Here is a 14,889-nt window from a genome sequence, read left to right as displayed (position 1 = left end):
GGCCACACATGGCACTTGGCGGCATCACGCCGATTCAGAAATTGGCCCTCGCCGCATAGCCTCTACTTCTGGTGCGCATCATTAATGGGGGGATTACCTGTGGACAATGGCTGTCTACGAAGTCGCGTAACAGGCGCGCCGGTGCCATGCAATTCTTGTCGCTCTGGCGCTCGATGTCGCGCCAGACCCGGCCGACCACGGTCTTGAGCTTCTTCAGGCTGGCGCGCATGTGCTTGTATTGTTTGGCGTGCGCGTAGCGGCCCACTTGCACAGTCAGCCTCGGCGCTTCGCGGTTGTAGTTCTGGCGTAGCGTCAGCCCCGCCTTGGCGGCCAGCTTGACCGAGTGCTGCCTGGCCGGCTCCAGCAATTTGCTGTCGGTAGGATGAGCGATGGCTTTTTCCTGCACGGTGCTGTCGACAATCACCTTTGGGAAGCTCTGCAGCTTGACCACCCGCGCTGACTCGGCCGCCTTGATCGTTTGCGTCAGCATCCACTCCAGCCCGGCCTCGCCGATGCGCTTGCGCCAGCGCGTCAACGAACTGGGATCGATCGGCGGCCGGTGCTGGAACCAGGCCTCGCCGCAGAACAACTGCCAAGACGGATTCTCGACCCAGCCTCAGATCATATCCTCGTCGGACAGGGCAAATGTGTGCAGCAGGTACAGCAGGCCCGCGATGAGCCGAGTGGAGGTGGCGGGACGGCCGCGCGATGAAGGGAAATGCCCGCCCCATTCGCGCTCAGAGACGCTCCAGTCGATATGGGCGGCCAGCCAGGCCAGCGGATGCTCGAGGTTAACCAGTTCGTCCAGCCGTTGCCGGAACATGTGTGCGCTTTGTGATCCGGCTGACTTCGATCCCATTCAGGCCTCTGAAATTTGCAAGTAATTACCACTATTTAGCGAAAGCTTGCAAATCCCACCTACTGTTTTTTGATCTTTCAGCAGCAGAATTTAGCGGTTAGGATTTGCTCACACCCGACTAAGTAATTCACGTTTTGCTGAAAATGAAAAATATTAAAAAATAAGTATTTTTCGATTCGAGTTTAAGATATTAATTAATTTTTCAAATACGGAAAATTACAACGCAATTTTTATCTGATAAAGCTCGGCTTTGGAGGGTCCACGTAAAATTCATCAATTTTAACGCCTTTGGTGCGTAATTCTGCTTCGGCTTCTTTTCTCATTTTTGGCAAGATCGCCAGTTTGGAAGAAAGTTGATTTTTCCAATCTTTCCGATCTTTGGGATCTACGTAGCTCTTATAGTGGTTGTTTTCGCTATTAACTGTAAATGTTATTAAATACGCTCCTGGCTTATTCGGATCAGTTAATGTGGGATCGCGAGAGAAATCTAGCGATAAATAAACATGATTAGCGTAGAAAGACCAAGTAGTTCGACTAGGGATTTTCATCCATTCTTCAAATGTCGGTTCATAATCAGGATCCATTGAGCTTGCTGGAGAGTCCTTTAATATGAAATCTAACATATCTCGGCCGCTCAAACGAGGATCTCCTTCGTCCAGAAAACGCTGCCAACCTACTTTCCGAATATTTTTCAGTATGTAGACAAAGCGTTGACGCGCCTCTTCATGGCTTATTACGTCGGCGGACGAAATTCCCGCATTGATGCTAAATTTGACTATCCCTTCCTCCGGCGAGTTAGGCTCATCGGTCGCAGTGACGCCTAACATATGTTCGATAGAGAAGGAATGGTTGATATTTTCTAATCTAGCTCTAGCATGATCGGACGCGTTCCAATTCGCGGTGTAGAAATTAATTCCAGCCGGATGATTTTCAACCTTAAAGAAACCATTAACATCTAAAAATGCGCGCGGATCTTCGTTTATTTTCAAAATTGCTATTGGATTTTCCATGTTATTTTTTGTGGGCTTTTTTTCGCAGCCTAGAATTGAAAGAAATATTAGTATTAACAGTATTCTCATTATTTACATTGGTACGTAGTAATTTTGCGATACCGGAACGGACGTTTTTTGTACCCAGCTTGAAATAATGGTTAGTTCAGTTTCCATATAGTTTATCCTGTTTTGCATCAGGTCGTGAAAATTTTCTGCGGCGGCACGGATCCAGTTCATCCGGCTGGCAAAATTCTCAAGGACAGTCTTTTTTGGCGCAACTGATTTCAATTGCGCAGCGTCCGTATCGCACGAATGGTTAAAGACTAAATGTAACTCAGGGCTTGCCCAGTTCGCATACCAAGCTCTCAGGCGTTCAACCCATGCTGAAAAACTTGGATCATCATAAATTAACGGCTGGAGAATGAATCCTTGCTCGTGATCAGCGATCGCCAGAAGGTGCTGTAATTGGAAAGATGCTTTGATATTTAATCGCTTTTCTGTTTCTATTTTTTTTCGAAAAATCAAATCCTTTAACTATAAAACTATGGCGGCTCATGTTTTTTATTTTAGGTAATGCTTCATCTTTCCAAGGGTAACTAGCGACTTGAGCTTTTACAGGTTTTACATATTGGGAGGCATCTCTATTTGACACGCATTGATCAAAACTATTGCGGAAGCGCGTATAATACCAGTGCCATCCGCTGATATCATAAATAACCACAGATTTCCTTTTGCGAGTCCTTTGAAGACTGTACCAATTAGAGCTACACGCGTGTCGCATAATGAGCAAGCTACTGTTTTACTAGCAAACGCTCCTAATGCCATCCAATAAAATCTTCCCTTTTTAGAGATGTCGCCATAATCCTCTGTTTCAAGATACAATCTAGCGTATGTTGCAGCTATTCTTTCTGCTCTGTCGCGATAAACAGGTATAATTGTACCTTCATTTTTTCCTGTACTATCGCAAAGCCGTTTTGTACTCATTTGCTGCACAATCGACCACATCATATTGCAGTCGCACTGAATCTCTTTGCATGAGTTTTTTCTATTATTGGTCTGAGACGTCGATTTTTCTGGGGTGCTCATTCTAGATCCCTATAGTGCTAAGTCTAAATCATTTTTTTGTGAAATGACTTTGAACCATTGCAATTCAAATTCTATTGACTCGCTAGCTTCAGTAGAAACTCTTTCGGAAAATCCATTTTCGGAGGTTTTTGAAATGACTTCACCCGATGGGTCTTTTATCTTATATGGAATCTTCGCCAATGGCATTCCAGTCGGATCCTTGAGAACAAATGCCTCATCAAAAAACTTGACTTTCGTATCGGGAAGAGCTGGGAAGTCCGGTGGGTTACTTGCCCCGCCATCAAACAAATGCTGCCCCCCCCTTCACCGTAAAATTCCAGTGCCGTTTGCGGACCTAGCGCGACGCCCGTGTAGCGGGCGGCGGCTGCGCGCGGGACGATGGCGACGGTGTCACGCACGCAGCCGAAGCGGTTGCGGTAAGTGCCGTTTTCGATGGTGCTGGCGGCGAATTTTGCCAGCGTGGCCAGGCCGGCCTTGGCGACGCCCGGCAGGTTGCCCGCGCCGTCCATGGCGGGCGTAACGTTGTTGCGCGCCTCGTGTTCGACCCAGAGCGTGGTGAAGCCATTGTCGCCGTTGGCGTAGCGTTCGTGCTGGGTCAGGTGGAAGCGGTGGCCTGCGGCCAGGCGACGCACGGCGCCATCGCCGTCGAACAGCTTGTTGTCGAGTTCCAGCGCCTGCAGCATCAGACGGCTGTGCGGATCGGCAGCGGCGGTGTCGGCGTGGCGCCGCTCGGCGCTGCCGTCGTAGATCGGCATGGCCGGCAGTTCGCCGATGTCGAGGCTGGTGCTCTGCTCGGCTGCCGGCGCGACCAGCTGGGTCGGGTCCCAGCTGTTGATGGTGACGGCGTTGGCCTGCACGCGGCGGCGGGCGTTGAAGGCGTCGATGGCGTCGTCGGTGTCGGTGGCGCGCACGCCGTGGAAGCGCAGGTCGGGCGGCGGCGGGCGTTGAAGGCGTCGATGGCGTCGTCGGTGTCGGTGGCGCGCACGCCGTGGAAGCGCAGGTCGGCGCCGCCCGGCGTGTCGGGCAGCAGGGCCTTGCTGTCGAAAAAGACCACCTGGTGCTTGGCCTGCTGCTGGCCATCCGCGGCAGCGCTGCTACCATAATGACCTTTTGATGGTCCTCGAAATATCAACTTAGTTATTGATTAATATCCCACTGCCAAAAGGTAAGCCCATAATCTCCTCCGATATTTGGCATTAACTCGCCTTTTGAGAAATATCGACGTGAATCGGGTTTGGCCGGACTAAAGTAGTAGCCCTCTAGGTTGCACAATTCCCCTGCTTTAAGACGCACAACATCTGTAGGGGCACCAGGTTTGCTGCTGTCCTCCCATTTTTCTGATTCTCCATTAATTTGCTCAACGTAAATCCAAGTGCAAGGTCTTGTTGTAAACGCATTGCGTGCCACTAAACTTGGCGCAAGTGCTGGATCAGTTATACTATCAGAAAAAAAATCATCTCTTGTCAGTAAAGGATCGTTTAAATGTTTCTGTACAAAGGCATGCATTAGATCTTCATTTACCCATATTTCTTTGCGTCCGACTTCTTGCAAAGCTTTCATTCCTAATGCATTCAAGGTCGTGCATTCCAATAATTTACCGGGTGGATTTCCTGTCCAGCAGAATTGTGGAGCGCCGTTGGGGTCGTCGATGGGAAGATAAACACCTGTACGAGGTGGAGTAATTCCGCTTGTTGCAGTCACGTCAGGGCGAAGGCGTAGAGCGGGTGCACTATCTAGTGCCTCGCTATGATCTCGTGAAGCAAGAGTTAGGCTAAAGTCATCCCATCTACCCGCTTTTTCGTGTTGATTCATCGTCTCATCTAATGCCAGAGCATAATTGGATATTTCCTCAAGTCGCGACTCAAAATCATCTTGTTCAGCTTGCGTCATCCACTGTAAAGATAATTCAGACAACCCTCTTTCGCACTGATTAGTGCCTGTAATTGAATATGATTCAAGGGATATTTTTGAAATCTGGGTAGTAATAGATAACTCAAAATCAGCCAAGTATGCCCAGCCGTTATTTTCCCAATTGCCTGCGGTATTTCGAGCACCCCAGCGCGTATCTGTGAGTAGAGCATCACGCTGCTGAGCTTTAGCTAAGTCCAATGTAGGATTTACTGCCATCATCAATCCATGAACTTTTTTTTGTAGATTTTTGAGATAATCTAGAGAGGCAAAGTGATAAAGTAAAGTAACTTGGATTTTCTGCCAATTGCTCATTTCAAATGGAGCTTTTTGCATGTTTTACCTTATTTAGTGAGTTTGGTTGTTTGGCCAGGCAGTGAGGGTAATCCAATTCGCTCACCTAGTCCTACGCCACCGAAATCAGAGTAACCCCAGCCGGTATCGAAAGGACCACTTATATTGGGGTGGTTAATCGACTCGCGCAGGCCAGTGTAGCGAGCCTTTTCTGCATCACTGAATTTATTAAATTCTTCTTGACTAGTTGCATTCTGAAGTCGATTTTTCTTACCCCCATTAAGAGTGTAGTAACGCATCGAGTCGTTACGTGCATCGCTGCGATCTATTTTGAAGATTATTTGTTCCCAACCTCCCTCGAGATGTCGGTCCGGAATATTTTCCTTAAATTGTGATGATGCTTTGCCGCGCCATACCTTAAGACTTTCGCCTGCTTTAACATCATAGACAACAAATTGTCCATTTACATTCCAGTCAGGCCATACTGCTAGAAATTTTCGCCAAGCTGAGCGAGGATCTTTTTGAGATTTAAGTTGATTAAAAACTTCCTCAGTCACCCAGCAGTCGCTCATTGCTCGACTGTTGGGAGCAAGGATACGATACAATCTGGCTGGGCCTTTTATCTCATCCCGTAGCAAATTTGCGAAAGACTCAACGTTTTGTTTATTTAATGCAGGCCATCCGTTAGCAGCATATTTTTCAACGTACGCCTTGTATTGCGAGTACTTTAGAGAGGGGTGATTCGCCACCTTACCTTTACTAAGCCAAGTTGGTAAAGGATCAGCATTGCGCATCAGCGTCACAGCCGATGCTTCGGGTAAGCCGCCGCGAAAATGTATGTTGTTGACATTAACGATTCCGGGGAGGTGTTCTAATGCAGCCTTATCAAGTCTTAACGCGGCTTTTTCTAGAACATTTTGAACAGGAGCAACTGCGATTCCTAAGTATTTATCTGCTGCAAGCCGAATTTCTTTAACATACTTTAAACAATCAATAGCTTTTTTACTAATCATTGGAACATATTTTACATTATTCGCCATTCCATCTAGAACTTTTATGCCGCGGTCAAATGCTGTTAATAATGCAGCAGTATTAATTTTTCCATGAATTAATCTAATTTCCTTAGCAAGCCAGTTAAATACATTATCAATTTTATGCAATATAAGATAATTCTGCACATCTCTACGGCGTAAGAATGTGATGACCCAAGTCATCGCGAGGTCTACAGCTTTTATGGTAGCAGCACCACCCATTCTTCTTACGAATGCAAAAAAGATTTTGAGTACACCTTTGACAAGCGACCCTAGGAAGGGGAAAAGACCTATTAAGGTTAAGGCCAATGCCACCCACGCCCAGGTGTCCGAACGATCATTATTGATCTTTTTGCAGTTGGCAATTAGGTCACGGATGTCACAAATCTGGTCCACTAACGGGATCATAGAAATTGCTGCATCTATCATCAACTGTCCAGTAGATCGATCTTCATTGAAGTCGCCCTGTATCGCTTCCCAAAACCAAACGAAAGGATCGCTACTGGGCTCAGCTTCTTTCTGGTCATTTGTCATCCATGCCAGTGCATCCCGCATTTGAGTCGTGTTGATATCAGCCATGTTGTACCGCCAGTTCGTAGGCCTCAGGCATTGCTCAAATCCTCCAATTGCGGAGCAGGATTCTCCTTCTCCGGCTTGCGCGGTTTATATATAATTTTTTTAACTTTTTTACGCTCCACGTTTTCATGACGCGCTTTTCCCTGCTCGTCAAGAGTGCCGTTAAGTACTGGGCCACCTTCAAAGTGAATCTCGTATTCGACGCCTGGTATTCCTAAAGCAGTTTCTGGTTCAAGATAATGCAGAGCTATCCAGTTCGATTCGATAAGTGCATTCCCAGGGAGATTAGGTAGATTAGCGGTCTGACGCCCACCTCCTTCAAACAAATGCTGCCCCCCCTTCACCGTAAAATTCCCCGGACAAGCAAACGTAATATTCCCACCCTCCAGCGTCACCGACGACTGCCCAGCCTGCAACACGATCTTCTGACTCGCTTTCACCTCGATCACATCGTTGACTGAAATCACCGTAATCGCCTTGTCCGCCAGAATCTCCAGCTGATCCGTATGCGCCTGCAGCGACACCGGGCCGTTGGCGGCGATGGCCTGGATGCCGCCTGCGTGGGTGAAGAGGCCGGTGGCGTTGGCCGATACCGATGCCACCGTAAATGCCGACGCCAGGTGCAGGTCCGACTGTGTGGTCCACTGCAGCTGTCCGCCGGCAAACAGCGCGGTCGAGGCGGGTGTTGCCCAGTTGATGCTGGCGGGGGCTTCCATCAGCACCACCGATTGCGCGAACTTTTCCACTGGCGCAGCGCTGTCCGGTTCGCGTTTTCCTTCGACAGCCTTCAGTGACTCCTGGCCGCCGACGGCGCCCTCGAATTTGCCTTGTTGGGTCGGGTCGATCTGGGCGATGAAGTCGGTTTGCGCTTCGCCGGCCGCCTTGCTCGACAAGGCGCTGTGCTGGGTGGTGGCGTCGGCCAGCACCCTGTTCAACTCCGCTGCGCTTTTCAGGTGGCCGATCGCTTCCTTGCTGTCGAGCTGGGTGGAGGTGACGCTGGCGCCCAGTTGCGGGCGGGCGGTGGCCGAGAGCAGCAGGCCTTCGCCCGAGCGTATCGTGGTCCAGGCGTCGGTGCGCAGTTCGAAGCCGTGGCCGCGATATTTGCCGCGCTCGGCGGAGGTCGGGGTTTGCTGGACCAGGTAGCCGAGGTTCAGCTGGGTGGCGGCGGTACTTGTGGCCAGGCGCGTGCGCAGCTGGCCGGGCGTGTCGTCGACCACCCACTGGTTGTAGCCGCCGCCGTCGAAGTTATTGCTGTGCATGCCCGAGATGACGCCGGCGTGATTGACGCCGCTGTCCACGCCGGCAGCGTAGGGTGGGGTGTCTGATCCCGTGTAGAGCTGGGCGACGATCAGCGGGCGATCCATATCGCCTTCGATGAAGTCGACCAGCACTTCGGTGCCGATGCGGGGCGTGAACTGCGAGCCCCAGTTGGGGCCGGCCAGCGCTTCGGCCACGCGCACCCAGGCGCCCGACGTATCGTTGCCGGGCGCGTTGCCTTTCTGGTCTGTATTGTGCGGCAGGCCGCCGGCGTTGGTGCTGGCGCCGCGCTGCCAGGCGAACTGGATGCGCACCTGGTGCTCGCGCGTGGTGGTGTTGACGGCGTCGGGCAGACCGACCACCAGTGCCGTTTGCGGACCCAGCGCGACGCCCGTGTAGCGGGCGGCGGCTGCGCGCGGGACGATGGCGACGGTATCGCGTACGCAGCCGAAGCGGTTGCGGTAGGTGCCGTTTTCGATGGTGCTGGCGGCGAATTTCGCCAGCGTGGCCAGGCCGGCCTTGGCGGCGCCCGGCAGGTTACCGACGCCGTCCATGGCAGGCGTGATGTTGTTGCGCGCCTCGTGTTCGACCCAGAGCGTGGTGAAGCCATTGTCGCCGTCGGCGTAGCGTTCGTGCTGGGTCAGGTGGAAGCGGTGGCCTGCGGCCAGGCGGCGCACGGCGCCTTCGCCGTCGAACAGCTTGTTGTCGAGTTCCAGCGCCTGCAGCATCAGGCGGCTGTGCGGATCGGCAGCGGCGGTGTCGGCGTGGCGCCGCTCGGCGCTGCCGTCGTAGATCGGCATGGCCGGCAGTTCGCCGATGTCGAGACTGGTGCTCTGTTCAGCTGCCGGCGCCACCAGCTGGCTCGGGTCCCAGCTGCTGATGGTGACGGCGTTGGCCTGCACGCGGCGGCGGGCGTTGAAGGCGTCGATGGCGTCGTCGGTGTCGGTGGCGCGCACGCCGTGGAAGCGCAGGTCGNTGATGGTGACGGCGTTGGCCTGCACGCGGCGGCGGGCGTTGAAGGCGTCGATGGCGTCGTCGGTGTCGGTGGCGCGCACGCCGTGGAAGCGCAGGTCGGCGCCGCCCGGCGTGTCGGGCAGCACGGCCTTGCTGTCGAAAAAGATCACCTGATGCTTGGCTTGCTGCTGTCCGTCGGCGGCAGCGCTGCTGTCATCCTGTCCATCCTGGTCGTGCTCGAAGCGCCAGCTCAGGCCTTCGGCGGCCAGCACGCGCTGCAGGAACTCGAGATCGGTTTCGCGGTACTGCGTCCAGATCGGCCGCGCCACCAGGGGCTGCGTGATATCGAAGGCGAACCGCACTTGCGGATAATCGGCCAGCAGTTCGGTGATCAGGTCTTGCGCATGCTTGTCCTGGAAAATGTAGCTGTCGCGGCGCAGGCCCAGCAGGGACAGGCCCGGTTCCAGGCGCAGCCGGTAGCGGGCCATGCCGCCGTCAGCGCCGAGCCAGGCGGCTTCGGTACACAGGCCGTGCCAGGCGCGGCGGGAACCGTCCGGCTGCAGCAGCTTGAGTGTGATTTCCTCGCCGATGAAGGCGCCCAGGTCGAGGTCGGTCGAGGTGCTGAGCGCGTCGATGTCGAAGCGAAACAGTTCATTGACTGCTTCGCGGCCCGTGAAGTGCTCGGGCAGCAACGCTTCGGGCAGGGTGGAATCCTGCGCGCTGGCAAGCGTGATCAGGCGCGCGTGTTGGCTGAGGCCGGTTCCGAATACGCTGTCCACCAAGGACGCGCCCGGCAGGTCGGACAGCGAGATCACGGCAAGGTAATGGTCAGGTTGGCTTGCTTGGGCGCGAGCTTGACGACATCGTTATACGCGCTCATGCTTTTTTCAGTGCCATGGCCGAGCATGCTGCGCAGCCCGATGTAACCGAGGGCGCAAATCAGGGCGAACACTGAGCACAGCACCCACAGCGGCACGTCGTTGCGCAGCTTGTGGATGATCTGGTCGGGGCGCTCGGCATGCGGCGCGAAACCGGTTTTCTTGCCTTTCATGTTGGCGATTTCGTCGCCGAGGCGGGCAGTCAGGTAGGCCAGCTTTTCCGAGCCTTCGATGATGTACTTGCCCTGGAAGCCCAGCAGCAAACACATGTGAAACACTTCCAGCGCCTGTAGGTGGACGGCGCCGCGCGCGCGCAGGTTTTCCAGGCGGTTGAAGAAATTCTCGCCGGCCAGCTGGTCGCCGAACAGCACCAGTTGCAGCGGACGGCGCTCCCAGGCGTCGCGGATGCCGTATTGTGAGCGCAGGATGATCTCGTCCACCGCCGCGCAAAACGCGTACTTGGCGTTGTCGATGTCGTCGGGCGAGGCGCCCTGTTTCCTGGCGCCGCGTGTAAAGTCGTCGAGGAACTGGGTCATCTTGGCGATGAAGTCGGCATTGGCTTGCGGGCCGTTGCCGTTCTTGAGCATGAACAGCGCATAAAAGCCGTCATACATCAGGTCCATCAGCGTGTGTTCGGTGCCGGGTCCGGCTGCCACGCTGGCTGAAAATGCCGGTTGTCCGCCGGGGATCAGAGAGGGAGGAGCGGTAGTGGTCATGGTATGGTCTTCAGGAAGTTACGGCAACCAGGTCGAGTTTCAGGTCGCGCATGCCGGACGGTACGTAGATCGAGATCGACTGCGCCTGCAGCATGCGTTCGTACATCTGGCCTTTGGCCTCGAGCGCGAAATAATAGGTGTCGGGCCGCACCGGCACGGCGGCCGGCACTTGCGGCGCATGCGACAGGCGCACGCCCGGCATGGCCGACAGCACGAATTTCTCCACGTCGTCCGGCGCACCGATCTTGAAGCGCAGCGGCACCACGTCCACCAGTTCCACGCCGGGCAGGTCGGCCGACACGCCCAGGTAGAACGTGGTCTGGGCGTCGATCTTGCCCGAGTCGAGCATGCCGTGGTGGTACGACGGCTTGACCTCGGTGAGGGCGATGGCGAAGTATTTCGACGAAATCACCGTGTCGAGCAGTTCGCGGATGATGCCGTGCAGGCGCGCGAAACCGGGACCGGGATCGAGGTGGTCGTAGGCCGGCAGGTCGCCCAGCGAGATGCCTTTCGAGAACGTCATCAGCGCGCCGGACAGGCCCAGCAGCTGTTCGTACAGCCGCTCCGGGTGCAGCGCCGGATGGTGGAAATAATGGCTGAGTGACGCGTAGGCCGAGCTGGCCGTGTGCAGCAGCCAGAACGAGGACATGTCGCCCGAGCGGAATTCGATCACGTGCTTGCTGGGCTCGCGGTGGTGGCCGTACAGGGCGTTGACCTTGGCCTGCAGCGCGTCGAGCAGCCGGCGCAGTTGCAGGAACAGCAGCGGCGCGCTGCGGATCGTCAGGCTCGGTGGAATGAAGGACGGGTCCTGTTCGAAGCCGCCCGTGGACAGGCGGCGCAGGCGCAGCAGCGGCAAGGTCACGTATGAGTCGCGCGGCTCCAGTTCCGACACCAGGCGCAGCGATTTTTTCAGGAACGTCAGCTGGGCTTGCGCGGCCTGGGTGTACAGGTCGGGCGTGTCGACATTGTTCTGGGCGTAGCGGGCGGTGTTGGCCGGCTGGCCGTCCGGTGCGAAATTGCCGCCGAAATGCTTGAAGGCGGGCAGGGCGGCATAGAACGTCAGCGACTGCTGCGATTGCGGCACATTGCTGAGGTCGATTTCGGGCGGCAGCTCGTCGTTGCCCGGGCCGTGATAGATCTCGCCATCCTGGAACACCAGCGCCAGGTCCAGCACGCGCAGCGTGTTGTTGACCAGGGCGTCGCGGTCGAGCTGCAACTGGCCCACGCCCCAGGCGTACGGGTGCAGCGCCTTGACACTCTCGTGCAGGCGTTGTTCATGGTAGCGGTCCTGCTGCTGAAAATGCTGTGGCCGCAGGAACAGGCCCTCGCCCCATAAAAGTTTTCCGGTAGTGCTCATCGATTGTCCTTGCCTCCTGCCTGCGCCGCGGCATGGTCTGCCATGCCGGTAAAAGTAATGCCCAATCACAACTGCCAGAACAATAACATTTTCTGCGTTAGCGCGAGTATTGCTTTGAGGTAACGTGCTAAGCTATGCAATGTTTCTTTTGACACATGTCTACGGCTGAGTTTGTATTGTACGAGGTAAATATTAAATTTATGCTACGCTGCCGAAAAATAAGAAATAAGCAACAGTTTATAGCAAGCCAGCGACTGTTGCATTGCTTTCCATCACCGTTTTTTGAGGATTACATGATTACCACCATGCATATTCGCCGTCTGCTCGGCGGGGCCGCCTGCCTGATGATACTGACCGCCTGCTCGACCACTCCGGTCGCACCGCCGGCCCCGCCACCAAAGCCGAGCCTGGCTGACCTGATGGGCAAGGCTGCCGCCGTGGACACCGCCGGTCAGAAGGAAGCCGCCATGACGATCTGGAAGCAGGCCGCTACCGAGTATCCGGCCGATAAAACCCCGTGGACGCGCATGGCGCAGACCAAGTACGACGCCGGCCAGTACGGCGACGCCATCGTCAACGCCCAGGAAATCCTGGTGCGCGATCCCAACGACCAGCTGGCCAACAGCATCATCGCCATCAGCGGCTTGCGCCTGTCCACCCGGGCGCTTGCAGACCTGAGCCGTCAAAACAACCTGTCCGGTTCGCTGCGGACGGAGTCGCAGGACCTGGCCAAGCTGCTGCGCGAGAGCCTGGGCGAGCAGGTGCTGGTGCCGCCGGTACGCGAGAAGCCTGCCGCAGCGCCCACGCGCGCTACGCCGCCGGCCAGCAGCCGCAAGGGCGCGAAAAAAGTTGCTGAACCGAAGGCTGATCCCTTCGATGCGTTGAAGTAATCGTAAGTAGTTCAGGCTCTATCCACTTGGCGGCCTCAGCATGCCGCCGCCTATTTTGAAATGGGGATGTCATGTCGAAAAAAGAGAGTGTTCAGAAACGCCTGCAAAAGGTGCGTCCGCCGCGGGTTCAGATGACGTATGACGTCGAGATCGGCGATGCGATCGAGAACAAGGAACTGCCGTTCGTGATGGGTGTCGTCGGCGATTTCGGCGGCAATTCCGAAGTCGAGAAAAAACGTTTGAAGGAACGCAAGTTCGTCGGGATCGATCGCGATAACTTTGACGAAGTGATGAAGGGCGTCGAGCCACGCGCGAATTTCCGCGTCAAGAACGAGCTGGGCGAGGGCGGCGGCGAGTTCGCGGTCGATCTCAAGTTCAAGTCGATGGACGATTTCCGGCCCGAGTCGCTGGTCGAACAGGTCGATCCGCTGCGCAAGCTGCTCGAGGCGCGCACCAAGCTGGCCGACCTGCGCAACAAGCTGGCCGGCAACGACAAACTGGAAGACATCCTCAACGATGTCCTGCACAGCACCGAGAAGCTGGCCGCCCTGGGCCAGCAAACCACTGACAAGAAAGACTGAACCATGTCCGTCCAAACTTCCTCTTCGTCGGCCGGTGCGGCCACCACCGAACTGGCGCTGCTCGATCAGATCGTCGAACAGAGCAAGGTTGCCAAGTCCAGCGTCGAGCACGCCCGCGCCAAGGACATCATCGCCGAGCTGGTGAACCAGGTCATGGACGGCACCGTGGTGGTGTCGGACAACCTGGCGGCCACGATCGACGCCCGCGTGGCCGAGATCGACAGCCTGATTTCGCGCCAGCTCAGCGCCATCATGCATGCGCCGGAATTCCAGAAGCTCGAAAGCAGCTGGACCGGTCTGCACTACCTGGTCCGCAATTCGGCCACCGGCCAGAACCTGAAGATCAAGATGCTCAACGCGACCAAGAAAGAGCTGGTCAAGGACTTCCAGAGCGCGCTCGAATTCGACCAGTCCACGATGTTCAAGAAAGTGTACGAGGAAGAATTCGGCACCTTCGGTGGCGCGCCGTTCGGCGCCCTGCTGGGCGACTTCGAGATCACGCGCCAGCCCGAGGACATGTACTTCATCGAGCAGATGTCGCACGTGGCCGCCGCCTCGCACGCGCCGTTCATATCGGCTGCGTCGCCCGAGCTGTTCGGCCTCGAAACTTATAGCGACCTGGGCAAGCCGCGCGACCTGTCGAAAGTGTTCGACACTGTCGAGTACGCCAAGTGGAAATCGTTCCGCGAATCGGAAGACGCGCGCTACGTGGGCCTGACCCTGCCGCGCTTCCTCGGCCGTCTGCCGTTCAATCCGGCCGATGGCGCCACTGTCGAAGGTTTTAATTTCGTCGAAGACGTCGATGGCACCGATCACCAGAAATACCTGTGGTGCAACGCCGCCTATGCATTCGGTACCAAGCTCACCAACGCGTTCGAAGACTACGGCTGGTGCGCGGCGATCCGCGGCGTGGAAGGTGGCGGCCTGGTCGAAGACTTGCCGACCCACACCTTCAAGACCGACGAAGGCGAAGTGGCGCTCAAGTGCCCGACCGAAATCGCAATCACCGACCGCCGCGAGAAGGAGCTGAGCGATCTCGGTTTCATCTCGCTGGTGCACTGCAAGAACACCGACTACGCCGCTTTCTTCGGCGCACAGTCGACCCAGAAGGCCAAGAAATACAACACGGACGCGGCCAACGCCAACGCCGTGTTGTCGGCCCAGCTGCAATACATCTTCGCGGTCTCGCGCATTGCCCACTACATGAAAGCGATGATGCGCGACAAGATCGGCAGCTTCGCCGCAGCGTCGAATGTCGAAGACTTCCTCAACCGTTGGCTGACCCAGTACGTGCTGCTCGACGACAACGCCAGCCAAGAACAGAAGGCCCAGTTCCCGTTGCGCGAAGCTTCGGTGCAGGTCTCCGAAGTGCCGGGACGTCCGGGCGTGTACCGCGCCGTGTCGTTCCTGCGGCCGCACTTCCAGCTCGACGAGCTGTCTGTCTCCCTCCGTCTGGTCGCGGAGCTGCCGCAATCGACCAAGTCGTAATTTTTAAACCACAATCGAAAGG

Annotated in this window: 13 protein-coding genes and 2 pseudogenes; 3 read left to right on the top strand and 12 right to left on the bottom strand. The window is 55.7% G+C overall.

Annotated features, from left to right (window positions below; translation table 11 throughout):
• Nucleotides 1–163 precede the first annotated feature (163 nt).
• From ASF61_RS22665 to tssK, 12 genes and pseudogenes are all read right to left on the bottom strand, one after another.
• Nucleotides 164–859, bottom strand: a pseudogene (locus tag ASF61_RS22665) (IS5 family transposase); the annotation flags it as partial.
• 230 nt (nt 860–1,089) lie between these two features.
• Nucleotides 1,090–1,869: a hypothetical protein gene (locus tag ASF61_RS23190; protein WP_156369492.1), complete on the bottom strand. Its 780-nt coding sequence runs from the start codon at nt 1,867–1,869 to the stop codon at nt 1,090–1,092.
• 72 nt (nt 1,870–1,941) lie between these two features.
• Complete coding sequence (locus ASF61_RS23950) at nt 1,942–2,376, bottom strand: DUF2515 family protein (RefSeq protein WP_229205751.1); 435 nt, start codon at nt 2,374–2,376, stop codon at nt 1,942–1,944.
• Nucleotides 2,291–2,503, bottom strand: a complete 213-nt coding sequence (locus ASF61_RS24555) for a hypothetical protein (RefSeq protein ID WP_373994535.1) — start codon at nt 2,501–2,503, stop codon at nt 2,291–2,293. Before ASF61_RS24555 ends, ASF61_RS23950 begins: the two co-directional genes overlap by 86 nt.
• Entirely contained in the window at nt 2,473–2,937 is a 465-nt protein-coding gene (locus ASF61_RS23945) for a DUF2515 family protein (RefSeq protein WP_229205750.1), read from the bottom strand. Before ASF61_RS23945 ends, ASF61_RS24555 begins: the two co-directional genes overlap by 31 nt.
• A 155-nt stretch (nt 2,938–3,092) precedes the next feature.
• Entirely contained in the window at nt 3,093–3,848 is a 756-nt protein-coding gene (locus tag ASF61_RS07435; RefSeq protein ID WP_056153367.1) for a contractile injection system protein, VgrG/Pvc8 family, read from the bottom strand.
• A 226-nt stretch (nt 3,849–4,074) separates the two neighbouring features.
• Nucleotides 4,075–5,181, bottom strand: a complete 1,107-nt coding sequence (locus ASF61_RS22655) for a hypothetical protein (RefSeq protein ID WP_082491298.1) — start codon at nt 5,179–5,181, stop codon at nt 4,075–4,077.
• Between the two features lie 8 nt (nt 5,182–5,189).
• The gene (locus tag ASF61_RS22650; protein WP_082491296.1) at nt 5,190–6,749 is read right to left on the bottom strand and encodes a hypothetical protein; all 1,560 of its coding nucleotides are present in this window, start codon (nt 6,747–6,749) and stop codon (nt 5,190–5,192) included.
• 23 nt (nt 6,750–6,772) lie between these two features.
• Nucleotides 6,773–8,978, bottom strand: a pseudogene (locus ASF61_RS07430) (DUF2345 domain-containing protein); the annotation flags it as partial.
• Between the two features lies 1 nt (nt 8,979).
• A partial coding sequence (locus tag ASF61_RS23940) for a type VI secretion system Vgr family protein (protein WP_229205752.1) occupies nt 8,980–9,736 on the bottom strand: 757 nt, incomplete at its 3' end.
• 32 nt (nt 9,737–9,768) lie between these two features.
• Nucleotides 9,769–10,551, bottom strand: coding sequence for a type IVB secretion system protein IcmH/DotU (gene icmH / locus ASF61_RS07425; protein ID WP_056153361.1), 783 nt, complete (start codon nt 10,549–10,551; stop codon nt 9,769–9,771).
• A 10-nt stretch (nt 10,552–10,561) separates the two neighbouring features.
• Nucleotides 10,562–11,908, bottom strand: a complete 1,347-nt coding sequence (tssK, locus tag ASF61_RS07420) for a type VI secretion system baseplate subunit TssK (RefSeq protein ID WP_056153357.1) — start codon at nt 11,906–11,908, stop codon at nt 10,562–10,564.
• Nucleotides 11,909–12,213: 305 nt separating this feature from the next.
• Here tssK and ASF61_RS07415 point away from each other — a divergent pair, with 305 nt between their 5' ends.
• The 3 genes from ASF61_RS07415 to tssC all read left to right on the top strand — a co-directional run bounded on the left by ASF61_RS07415 (nt 12,214) and on the right by tssC (nt 14,867).
• Entirely contained in the window at nt 12,214–12,798 is a 585-nt protein-coding gene (locus tag ASF61_RS07415; RefSeq protein ID WP_229205749.1) for a M48 family metallopeptidase, read from the top strand.
• A gap of 71 nt (nt 12,799–12,869) precedes the next feature.
• Nucleotides 12,870–13,379, top strand: coding sequence for a type VI secretion system contractile sheath small subunit (tssB, locus tag ASF61_RS07410; protein ID WP_056153352.1), 510 nt, complete (start codon nt 12,870–12,872; stop codon nt 13,377–13,379).
• A gap of 3 nt (nt 13,380–13,382) precedes the next feature.
• Nucleotides 13,383–14,867, top strand: a complete 1,485-nt coding sequence (gene tssC, locus ASF61_RS07405; protein WP_056153348.1) for a type VI secretion system contractile sheath large subunit — start codon at nt 13,383–13,385, stop codon at nt 14,865–14,867.
• Nucleotides 14,868–14,889 lie beyond the last annotated feature (22 nt).

Origin of the sequence: Duganella sp. Leaf126 (assembly GCF_001423125.1) — a bacterium.
In the GTDB taxonomy this organism is placed as follows: domain Bacteria; phylum Pseudomonadota; class Gammaproteobacteria; order Burkholderiales; family Burkholderiaceae_D; genus Rugamonas.
The sequence above is the reverse complement of the archived record's forward strand: the minus strand, read 5'-3'. Positions and strand labels throughout refer to the sequence as shown.

Coding starts and splice junctions, on each gene's coding strand:
- ASF61_RS07415 (WP_229205749.1), top strand. CDS start 12,214: ATGCATATTCGCCGTCTGCTCGGCGGGGCCGCCTGCCTGATGATACTG.
- tssK (WP_056153357.1), bottom strand. CDS start 11,908: ATGAGCACTACCGGAAAACTTTTATGGGGCGAGGGCCTGTTCCTGCGG.
- ASF61_RS22650 (WP_082491296.1), bottom strand. CDS start 6,749: ATGGCTGATATCAACACGACTCAAATGCGGGATGCACTGGCATGGATG.
- ASF61_RS23190 (WP_156369492.1), bottom strand. CDS start 1,869: ATGGAAAATCCAATAGCAATTTTGAAAATAAACGAAGATCCGCGCGCA.
- ASF61_RS23945 (WP_229205750.1), bottom strand. CDS start 2,937: ATGAGCACCCCAGAAAAATCGACGTCTCAGACCAATAATAGAAAAAAC.
- tssB (WP_056153352.1), top strand. CDS start 12,870: ATGTCGAAAAAAGAGAGTGTTCAGAAACGCCTGCAAAAGGTGCGTCCG.
- icmH (WP_056153361.1), bottom strand. CDS start 10,551: ATGACCACTACCGCTCCTCCCTCTCTGATCCCCGGCGGACAACCGGCA.
- tssC (WP_056153348.1), top strand. CDS start 13,383: ATGTCCGTCCAAACTTCCTCTTCGTCGGCCGGTGCGGCCACCACCGAA.
- ASF61_RS22655 (WP_082491298.1), bottom strand. CDS start 5,181: ATGCAAAAAGCTCCATTTGAAATGAGCAATTGGCAGAAAATCCAAGTT.